Genomic DNA, 9,267 nt, shown 5'->3' with positions numbered 1-9,267 from the left:
GTTCGAGTTGCGTCGCCTTCGGCTCGACGAGCCGCGTGATCTGCGGACGGACGTCGCCGCCGACGGCACGCGGACCGAAGGCCTGCTCGACACCTACACGCTCGAAGTGCAACGCAACCTTGGAGGCGATCTGCTGCGTCGCGGACTCGCACCGCTGCCCGATGCCGACGCGGGCGTCTTTGCGATCCGATACAGCACCGGCGTCGATACGCGTTTGCATCAGGAAGCGATCATCCAGGGCGACGATCGCACGATCTTCCGGTTGACCATGGTCAGCGAGGCACCCGGCGGGCCGGTTGAACGCATGAGCGCCGACGAGAACGTTCGCCGGTCCGTCAAGCTGTTCAACGACGCGTTCGCCTCCTTCGCGCTGATCGATCAGGCAGCGTTGGCGGACGAGCAGGACAAGCGGCTCCGCAAGACGCGGGCGATGTTCGTCCAGCTCGGGCCCCGTGGGAACCTTGCGTCGGCGGCGCAGGGCGAGTTCTTCCTGGCCATCCAACGCAACGGCGAGACGATCGGCGTCGCCCACGTCATCGAGGAGCCCGCCGACCTCCTGCCACCGACGAGCTTCGAGGCATTCGAGGACGCCAAGGTCCGCGGCCCGGCACTCGAACCACTCCTGGCCAACGGTGTCCGCGTCGGCATTCGCATGCGGCTCCGCGACGGCGATGCGATCCTCGACCGCGCGACGTGGAGCTATGCCAGCCGCGAGCTCGACATCGGCGACTTCCGCGAGCACACCCGACGCGTGCCGCTCGGTGGCGAGCCTGTCGACGAGGCCGACACCGGCGTTTCCGTCGGCACGGTCATTGGTCAGATGCGTTCGCGTCGCGTCCCCGTCCGCGGCGAGCCGCAGAGCCGCGGGCCGGGCCTCGGCGAGCGGCAGACGTTCGAAATCAAGGACCAGCGAAAGCTCGAGGTCGTCTTCACCGTCGATGGCAACATCCTGGGCGACCCGCTGGAGCGCGACTTGCCCGCGTTCTACGTGCCGGCGGCGGTTGATCACCTCCTGCCGCGACTGGTCGCGACTTGGGGACGGGACGGCTACATGGTGGCGTCTTACGTGCCCGAGCGTCGCGAGGTGATGAGCCGCTACCTCGATGTCCAGCCGCCCGCCGAGGTCTCAGTTCCGGGCGGCGGTCGTCGCGAGGCGTACATCGTCTCGTCCCGCATCGGCTTCACCGGCGAACCGACCCGGCACTACGTCGACGCCGAAACCTTCAACTGGCTCGGCAGCATCACGCCGTCCCAGGGCGTTCAGGTCTTCATCGTCACCCGCGACCAGGCACTCGCCGAGCTCGAAGCGCTGTCGAACCGCTGATCTGCCCTCCGTCATCCCGAGCGCAGCCGAGGGACCTCGCAGCGAGTCTTGGATGACGACCGGACGAGGTCCCTCGATTCGCTGCGCTCGCTCGGGATGACGGATTGGCTGATTCGACTGGTTGTGGCAAACACCATGACCCGTTGACCGCGTCTCGTCCGATACACTCCGGCAGCGTCATGCCCGCTTCCGCCAGCACATTCGTCAAGGCCGCCTTGCTCGCTGCCGTCGCCGGGGCGGCGGGCGGTGGGGCGTACTGGTGGCAGGAACGCGGCACGGCCAAGGACCGCGTCATCGAGCAGCAGGAACGCGAAATCGCCTACCTGCAGGACGTCGCCGAACGCCTCACGCTCGAAGAACGCATCGCCCGCATCGTCGTCACCGGCCAGCGACGCAACTCGGGCGGCGACCTGGAAACCGATCTGCTCTTCTTCGACGTCGGCCGTGACGGCGAGGAACTGCCGGCCCAGGCGTTCACGGTCTTGGGCGAACGCGTTCACATCTCGGCCCTGGTCATCCGCTTCGGCGAAGCTGACATTGCTCGCGGCGACGCGCTTCGCGGTAAGAGCATCTTCATGTGGGACGCCATCCACGGCTCGGCCACGTCGCCCGAGCGTGCTCAGGCCATCGACCCGCACGGCGACTCGCCACGGCTCTACGAGGGCGAGCCCGAAGCCATCGGCCTTGACGAGCAGCGGGCCCAGTTCGAACGCGAGCTCTGGCAGGATTTCTGGGACATGGCACGCGAACCGGCCGTCGCGGAGAAGAACGGTGTGAAGGTCGCCTTCGGCCAGCAAGTCTTCGGCATCTTCGAGCCTGGCCGGATCTATGAAGTCTCGCTTCAGGCCAACGGCGGGATGACGCTCTACGCCAACGAGATGCCGCCGCTGACCCGCGAGCTGCTCAAAGCGATCTCGTCCGAAGTGCCCGAATGACTAAGCCCTTTCGTCATCCTGAGCGAGCGCAGCGAGTCGAAGGAGCTCGTTTACGAGGGATGAGCGGAACCATTCGAGGTCCCTCGACTCGCTGCGCTCGCTCGGGATGACGGAGTGAGCCTCTTGGCGACCAGTGACGTGGTTGGTTCAGCACGCTGTTCGCGTAACCGCGATTCGCCGACGCGGGAGGGGTATTGCATTGTTCGGCCAAGTCCGGACCGCTACGATCGGACCCCGCGCCACGCCGATCCTCGGCAGCGGCCGCCCCTTGACCTTTCTGGCCCCGATGAAGCTTGTCGTCACCGTTCCCGCTCAGAACGAAGAGCGGACCATCGGCCGCGTCGTGCGGGAGGTGCCTCGCACCATTCCCGGCGTCGAATCGGTCGAAGTCGTCGTGATGGACGACGAAAGCACCGACGCCACCGCCGCCGAAGCCCGAGACGCCGGGGCCCACGTCGTTGAGGTCCACGGCCGGCGTGGTTTGGGCAAGGTCTTTCAGGCCGGCATCGAAGCGGCGATGCGTCGCGGGGCGGATCTGGTCGTCAACATCGACGGCGACGGGCAGTTCGACTCGGCCGACATCGCCAAGCTCGTCCAGCCGCTCCTTGAGGACAAGGCTGACTTTGTCACGTGCACGCGGTTCAAGAACCCGGACGATCGACCGGAAATGCCGGGCATCAAGTACTTCGGCAACTGGGCCGTCGTGAAGATCGTCAACTTCGCCTGCGGCGGCGGCGGGCGATTCACCGACGTCTCGTGCGGCTTTCGCGGGTTCAACCGCGAGGCGCTCTACCGGCTGACGCTCTTCGGCCGGTACACGTATACGCAGGAGTGCTTCATCGATCTGTTCAGCAAGAACCTCCGCATCATCGAGGTGCCGCTGAAGGTCCGCGGGACGCGTGAGTTCGGCGAGAGCCGCGTTGCCAGCAGCGTCTGGAAGTACGCCGCCAACACCGGCCCGATCATCATCCGCGCCATGCGCGACATCCGGCCGCTGAAGTTCTTCGGCGTGATCGCGGGCCTGCTCGCGCTGCCGGGCTTTGCCATGCTGGGCGTCGTGACGGCCAACTACCTCATCTTCAACCCCGGCAAGACGCAGCCGTTCACCAGCCTCATCTCCATCGGCGGCGGGCTGCTCACGCTCAGCGTCATCGTCGGCGTGATGGCGCTCCTGGCCGACATGATGGCCAGGCATCGCCGGATCACCGAAGAGCTGCTCTACCTCGCGCGGCGTCGCATCTACGGCACCGGCGACGTCCGCATGCCCGTCACCCAGCCGCGCGTCGCCCGCCTCATCACGCCTGCCAACGGCCACGAGAACGGCAACGGGCACGGCCGTGCCGTCGCTCGCCACGCCACCCGCAAACCCGCCGTCTTCCGCGACGCCAGCGAGTCGAAGGTCCCGGCGGGCAGTGGCGTCGAGTAGGTATCCGCCTCAGAGATCGCGAAGACGCGAAGACAAGAAGAGTGACGCGAAGGTTGTTTTTGGGGAAAACTGCTCAGCACCCTTCCCCTCTGATCCTTCGCGTTCGTCTTCGCGCCTTTGCGACTTCGCGATCTCCGACGTTTTCAAGATGTGCAACTTTCGCGCGGTCTTGCCATGCTGTCGCCCGTGGACGCCGCGATCGACGTGCAAGGGCTGACCAAGACGTTCAAGCCGTCTCTCCCGGCACGCGTCGTCGGCAGAAAGCCCGTCCACGCCCTCCGCACCGCCACGCTCACCGCGTTTCCCGGCGAAATCTTCGGCCTGCTCGGGCCCAACGGCGCGGGCAAGAGCACGATGGTCAAGTCCATCCTCGGCCTCGTCCGGCCGGGTGGCGGGACGATTCGTCTCCTCGGCAAGCACCGACGCGATCCGGGCGTACGGCGCCAGATCGGCTATCTGCCAGAACAGGCCAAGTTCCCCAAGTACCTCACCGGCCGACAGGTCGTCGAGTTTTTCTCGCGGCTCGGCGGGCTGACCAAGGCCGAGGCGCGGAAGCAGTGTGACAAGCTGCTCGATCGCGTCGAACTCACCGACGCCGCGGATCGTGCCGTCGGCGGCTACTCGAAGGGCATGCGGCAACGCGTCGGACTCGCCCAGGCGTTGGCTGCCGGTCCGCCCGACGGGCCGCCGAAGATTCTGATTCTCGACGAGCCCACCGACGGCGTCGACCCGATCGCCCGCAAGCTCATCCGCGACGTCCTGGTCGAAGCCCGCGAAAAGGGCACGTGCGTGATGCTCAACAGCCACTTGCTGGGCGAGCTGGAGTTGGTCTGCGACCGCTGTGCCGTGATGGTGCAGGGCCACGTCGCCAAGGCCGGCACGCCTTCAGACCTCGCGGCAGGCCGGGCGTCGTACCGCATCGAACTGCCCGCCGGCGTGCCCGTCAGCAAAGTCGAACAAGCCCTCGGGACGACGATCGTCGACCACCAGGCCACGCTCGACACGGGCTTGGTCGTGAAGCGTCCCGACGACACGTCGCTCGACATCCAAACCGGCGAGGCCGACGCGGCCCTCGTTGTGCTGGACCTCCTGCGTCAGTCCGACGTCGCCATCACCGCCTTCCGCCCCGTCCGGCCGTCGTTGGAGGATTTGTTTGTGGAGGCTGTTCGAGCAAGCGAGGGAATGACGAGTCCAGCCACCCAGATCGCGTCGGCGTCAGAAGAGGGGCGGCCTTCATGAACATGACGATTTCAGCACGCCAGACAGCTGCGCTGAGCGTCGACGCACTGCGGCGTCTTCGCTCAGCGAAGCTCTTCTGGATTTCGCTCGCCCTGTCGACGCTTGTCGCTTTGCTCTGTGGCTACATCGGAATCAGCGAAGAGGGCCTGAGCTTTCCGGGTTTCGGTACGTGGGAGAACCCCGTGTGGAACAGCACGGTGCTGCCACCTGAGGAGTTCTACATCCTCGTCTTCACCCAATTCGGCATCTCAATCTGGCTTGCCTACGCGGCAAACCTTCTGGCCGTCATTTCGACGGCGTCGCTCGTCCCCGCACTCGTCGACGAGGGCTCGGTAGACCTGTACCTCTCGCGTCCGATGGGCCGGGTTCGCCTGTTCCTAACCCGCTACGCGACGGGCCTTCTCTTCGTGGCTCTGCAGGCAGCCTGCTTCAGCATCGCGGCGATGGCAGTCTTCGGGTTCAGAGCAGGAGTGTTTCTTCCGGGACTGCTCTGGGCGGTGGTTTATGTCACGGTGTTCTTCAGCTTTCTCTTCTGCGTCAGTTCCCTTGTCGGACTTCTGACGGGCAGTGGCGTCACAGCCATTCTGGTGACAATTCTGTTCTGGATGTTCATCTGGGCGGCTGATTGGGCAGAGTTCTCAACGCTCATCTTTTTGGAGCAAGCGGAGTCGGAAGTCGAGCGAAGGGAACGCGAGGTCAGCGCTGCGGAGTCAATTGCTCGTCGCTTCGAGGAGAATGGCAGCGCCGTCGCAAGAGAAACGGCCGCCGGAAATCTTGAGAATGCGAGAGACAACCTTGAAGCCGCGGAGGCAGCGGTTCCGACGATCAAGCGGGTGCACGACGTGATGATCGCCATCAAGCTTCCGATGCCAAAGACGGGAGAAACAATCGGGGAGTTGCAGAAGGTACTGAGCAACGCAACCGAGCTGGAGCGATTCGAAGAACAGCAGGAAGCCGATGCGGATCGCCGGCTACGGGAGCGTGTCGGCCGGCGCAATTTTGAGGACGAAGAAGACGCCAATCGATTCCTCGAAGCACAAAGAGCCCAACAACGTGGTGCGACCGATGCTGTGGATCGCTACTACAGCCGCTCGTTTGCGTGGACATTCGGCACGAGCTTCTGCTTCCAGGGTGTGCTGCTGGCGATCGCCTGCTGGGTCTTTGGACGCCGCGACTTGTGACGCCTCGCCGTTGACCCGGCCTGCCGGCCGACCAATACTGCAGGCCCGCCACCGCGGGCGACAACGCACCCGTAGCTCAATTGGATAGAGCGTCGGTCTACGGAACCGAAGGTTGCAGGTTCGAGCCCTGCCGGGTGTATCAGCGGATCGTGGCCCGCGTGTCCGGCCGCGTTTTTGGCGAAATCAACCGCATTTGCATCGGCCGGGTCGCTGCTCCATAGTCGCGGGCATGCCTGAATTGTCTTTGTTTGCCGGCCTGCCGCGGTTTTGGGAGCTGCCGGAGCTGACCCACATCCATCGCCTGCCGGGGCGAAGTCCGGTCATCCCTTATCCCTCGGCCGCAGCGGCGAGGCGGCGCGAGCCGGTGGCGAGTGGCTGGGTCTTGCCCCTCGACGGCGACTGGAAGTTCCAGCTTTTCGACCGGCCCGACGCCGTCCCGGCCAAGGTCGCCGCGACCGACGCCAAGGACGGCCGGTGGAAGACGATTCCCGTGCCGTCGAACTGGACGCAGCACGGCTACTCGAAGCCGATCTACACGAACGTCCAAATGCCGTGGGCCAACAACCCGCCGCACGTGCCGGAGGACAACCCTACCGGCGTCTACCGGCGGACGTTCGATGTGCCCAAGGCCTGGAAAGGCAGGCGCACGGTGCTCCACCTCGGCGGGGCAGAGAGCGTCGTGTGCGTTTGGGTCAACGGCACGTTCGTCGGCATGAGCAAGGACAGCCGCTTGCCGAGCGAGTTCGACGTGACGTCGCACGTGAATGTCGGTCGCAACCAGATGACGGTCGCGGTCATCCAGTGGTCGGACGCGTCGTACGTCGAAGACCAGGACCAGTGGTGGCTCGGCGGGCTCTTTCGCGAGACGTTTCTCTACAGCCAGGCAGAGGCGCGGATCGACGACGTCTTCGCCGTCGGGCATCTCAACACTGACAACGCGTCTAGCCGGCTGGAAGCGCGGGTCACGCTCGGCTTCACCAGTCCGCCGGACAAGACGTATCACGTCGCGGGCGTCTTGCTCGACAGTCGCGGCAAAGGGGTTCGCAAGCTGAAGGCGGACCGGCCGATCGATGCCGAGTTCGGCCGGCATCACAATGTCGCGACGCTGTCGGCCGACATGCGGAAGGTCGACGCCTGGTCGGCCGAGTCGCCGACGCTCTACACGCTGTTGCTGTCGCTGCACGAAGACGACGGCCGGGGCAAGCCAAAGGCCAAGGCGATCGAGCACACGAGCCTCCGCGTCGGCTTTCGCCGCGTCGAGCTTGCCCATCGCAAGCTGCTGATCAACGGCCAGCCCGTCATGATGCGCGGCGTCAACCGGCACGAGCACGACGACACGACGGGCAAAGCGCTCACGACCGAGTCGATGATCCGTGATATCGAGCTGATGAAGCGACACAACTTCAATGCCGTTCGCAACAGCCACTATCCGAACGATCGCCGCTGGTACGAGCTGTGCGACGAGTACGGGCTCTACGTGATCGACGAGGCGAACCTCGAGTCGCACGACAACTACGCGACGCTCTGCCGCGATCCGCGGTGGCGATCGGCGTGGATGGATCGCGTGCAAAACATGGTCAAGCGGACCAAGAACCACGCGTGCGTCATCGCCTGGTCGCTCGGCAACGAGGCCGGCTTCGGCGACAACCACGTCGAGGCGGCACAGTGGGTTCGCGACTACGACCCGAGCCGCATCCTGCACTACGAGGGCGCGATCCGACTCGGCTGGGGCCAGCGTGGCAACGCAGGCGAGCCGCATGGCCTGCACGCCAGCGACCTCTACTGCCCAATGTACATGCACGTCGACGACTGCATCGCCTGGTCCCAACGCGACACCGACCCGCGCCCGCTGATCCTGTGCGAGTACCAGCACGCGATGGGCAACTCCAACGGCAACCTCCAGGACTACTGGGACGCCTTCGAAACGTACGACGGCCTGCAGGGCGGCTTCATCTGGGAATGGGTCGACCACGGACTCAAGCAGACCAACGACGACGGCGTCGAGTACTGGGCATACGGCGGTGACTTCGGCGAGAAGATCCACGATGCCGAGTTTGTCTGTGACGGACTCGTCGGCCCCGATCGCACGCCGCACCCGGCGATGGCGGACTGTCTCAAGGTCCAACAGCCGATCGGCTTCGAGCGCGTCGGCAAGAGCAAGCTGCGGGTGACCAGCAAGCAGTACTTCGTCACGACCGATTGGCTCGCGTTCACCTGGCGCGTCGAGGTCGCTGGCCGGGCGTGGAAGAAGGGCGTGCTCGCGGTCGACTCGATCGAACCGCAGAAGTCGACGACGCTCCCGCTGCCGTTCGATCCGGGCACGTTGCCCGTGGGTGAGGCGATTCTGACGGTCGAGGCGGCGACGGCTGGGAAGACGTCGTGGTGCGGCAAGGGACAGCGGCTGGCCTGGGAACAGTTCGTCCTCGCCGAGGCGATCAAGGCGCCAACGCCGCCGCGCTCGTCGCAGCGAGTCGAGGTGACGGAGTCGGCGTCGAAGGTTGTCGCGACCAGTCCGGCCAGCGGGCTCGGCGTGACGGTCAGCCGCAAGAAGGGCGTCGTGACGGGCATGACCCTCGGCGACCAACCGCTGCTTCTCGACGGTCCGCGGCTCAACCTGTGGCGTGGCCCGACCAGCAACGACGGCGTCAAGGGCAAGCCCGAGCAGTGGCGCGCCGAATGGAAGCCGCTCGGTCGATGGTGCAACGTGAAACTCGACAAGCCGCGACTCGCCCACGCTGAACCGGCCAAGATCGTCCAGCGTCGCGACGGCTCCGTCGTGATCAGCTTGGCCCATCGCTGGACGTTCGTCGGTCGCGGCGACGACGCGGGCATCACGCATCGACAGGCCTACCACCTCGATCCGTCGGGTCGGCTGCACTGTGACTTTGCGTTCGAAGTCGACGAGCCGCTTGCGGACCTGCCGAGGCTCGGCGTGCTCTTTACGATGCCGGGCGCGTTCGAGCGGCTCCGCTGGTACGGCCGCGGTCCCGGCGAGTCGTATCCGGACCGCAAGACCGGCAAGGAGCTCGGCCTGTGGACGTCGAGCGTGACCGACGAGTACGTGCCGTACATCGTGCCGCAGGAGCACGGCCTCAAGACCGATGTCCGCTGGGGCGAGTTGTCGACGCCGAGCACGCCGCGGCAGTCACTGCGCGTCGTGCC

General features: G+C 65.6%; 6 protein-coding genes and 1 tRNA gene. All 7 read left to right on the top strand.

Annotated features, from left to right (window positions below):
- On the top strand, window positions 1-1,324 hold a 1,324-nt coding region (locus AAGI46_13015), incomplete at its 5' end, for a hypothetical protein (protein ID MEM1013127.1).
- A gap of 179 nt (window positions 1,325-1,503) precedes the next feature.
- Complete coding sequence (locus tag AAGI46_13010; GenBank protein ID MEM1013126.1) at window positions 1,504-2,259, top strand: hypothetical protein; 756 nt, start codon at window positions 1,504-1,506, stop codon at window positions 2,257-2,259.
- 286 nt (window positions 2,260-2,545) lie between these two features.
- Window positions 2,546-3,685 carry a glycosyltransferase family 2 protein gene (locus AAGI46_13005; GenBank protein ID MEM1013125.1) on the top strand — a complete coding sequence of 380 codons (1,140 nt, stop codon included), beginning with the start codon at window positions 2,546-2,548 and terminating at the stop codon, window positions 3,683-3,685.
- Window positions 3,686-3,859: 174 nt separating this feature from the next.
- The gene (locus AAGI46_13000) at window positions 3,860-4,924 is read left to right on the top strand and encodes an ABC transporter ATP-binding protein (GenBank protein MEM1013124.1); all 1,065 of its coding nucleotides are present in this window, start codon (window positions 3,860-3,862) and stop codon (window positions 4,922-4,924) included.
- A gap of 2 nt (window positions 4,925-4,926) precedes the next feature.
- A complete protein-coding gene (locus AAGI46_12995) occupies window positions 4,927-6,105 on the top strand; it encodes a hypothetical protein (GenBank protein ID MEM1013123.1) in 1,179 nt (392 codons plus the stop codon).
- A gap of 65 nt (window positions 6,106-6,170) precedes the next feature.
- Window positions 6,171-6,244: transfer RNA gene (locus tag AAGI46_12990), tRNA-Arg, on the top strand.
- 90 nt (window positions 6,245-6,334) lie between these two features.
- Window positions 6,335-9,267: glycoside hydrolase family 2 TIM barrel-domain containing protein (locus tag AAGI46_12985; protein MEM1013122.1), on the top strand; the 2,933-nt coding region annotated here is incomplete at its 3' end.

It is taken from the genome of Planctomycetota bacterium, assembly GCA_038746835.1.
Classification (GTDB): domain Bacteria; phylum Planctomycetota; class Phycisphaerae; order Tepidisphaerales; family Tepidisphaeraceae; genus JBCDKH01.
Note: the sequence above shows the minus strand (reverse complement) of the source record. Positions and strands in the feature narration are given on the sequence as shown.

What these genes read in the sequence shown, in the direction of transcription:
- AAGI46_13010 (MEM1013126.1), top strand. Translation starts at nt 1,504, where the DNA reads ATGCCCGCTTCCGCCAGCACATTCGTCAAGGCCGCCTTGCTCGCTGCC.
- AAGI46_12995 (MEM1013123.1), top strand. Translation starts at nt 4,927, where the DNA reads ATGACGATTTCAGCACGCCAGACAGCTGCGCTGAGCGTCGACGCACTG.
- AAGI46_13005 (MEM1013125.1), top strand. Translation starts at nt 2,546, where the DNA reads ATGAAGCTTGTCGTCACCGTTCCCGCTCAGAACGAAGAGCGGACCATC.
- AAGI46_13000 (MEM1013124.1), top strand. Translation starts at nt 3,860, where the DNA reads ATGCTGTCGCCCGTGGACGCCGCGATCGACGTGCAAGGGCTGACCAAG.